The organism is Stenotrophomonas sp. P5_B8 (genome assembly GCF_054049855.1).
In genome coordinates this window covers 1-701 of record NZ_JBFULO010000830.1, presented here as the reverse complement: position 1 = coordinate 701, position 701 = coordinate 1, and the positions used below count along the sequence as shown (strand labels likewise).

Genomic DNA, 701 nt, shown 5'->3' with positions numbered 1-701 from the left:
GAGCAACAGCCGTGGCCACGCCGATCACGGCTGGCTGTCCTCCCACCACACCTTCTCCTTTGCCGGCTACCACGACCCGCGCTATGTCAGCGTCGGTCCACTGCGGGTGATCAACGAAGACCGCGTTCAGGGCGGCCAAGGCTTCGGTACCCACAGCCACGCCAACATGGAGATCATTTCCTACGTGCTGGGCGGCGCACTGGAGCACAAGGACTCGATGGGCACTGGCTCGGTGCTGCGCTACGGCGATGTGCAGCGCATGAGCGCCGGCAGCGGCGTCAGCCACAGCGAGTTCAACCACTCGGCGGACGAACCGGTGCACTTCCTGCAGATCTGGCTGTTCCCCGACCAGGAGAACATCACCCCCAGCTACCAGGAAACCCACTTCGCGCCGGAGACCAAGCGTGGACAGCTGCGGCTGATCGCCTCGAAGGATGGTCGCGACGGCTCGCTGCTGATCCATCAGGACGTGAACCTCTACGCCACCCTTCTCGAGGGCAGTGAACGCGTGCAGTTGCCGCTGGCCCCGCGCCGCGGCGCCTATGTGCAGGTTGCCCGCGGACAGGTACAGGTCAACGGCATCACCCTGGACACCGGCGATGCGCTGCAGATCCGCGACGAGGCCCAGGTGACGCTGGAGAACGCCAGCGACGCCGAAGTGATCGTCTTCGATCTGCCGCTGTAAGGCCCCACCTTACGCG

Annotated in this window: 1 protein-coding gene; it reads left to right on the top strand. The window is 65.3% G+C overall.

The genetic code is table 11. The features are described from left to right. A partial coding sequence (locus tag ACXJKH_RS21705) for a pirin family protein (RefSeq protein WP_457322480.1) occupies positions 1 to 685 on the top strand: 685 nt, incomplete at its 5' end. Positions 686 to 701: the final 16 nt, after the last annotated feature.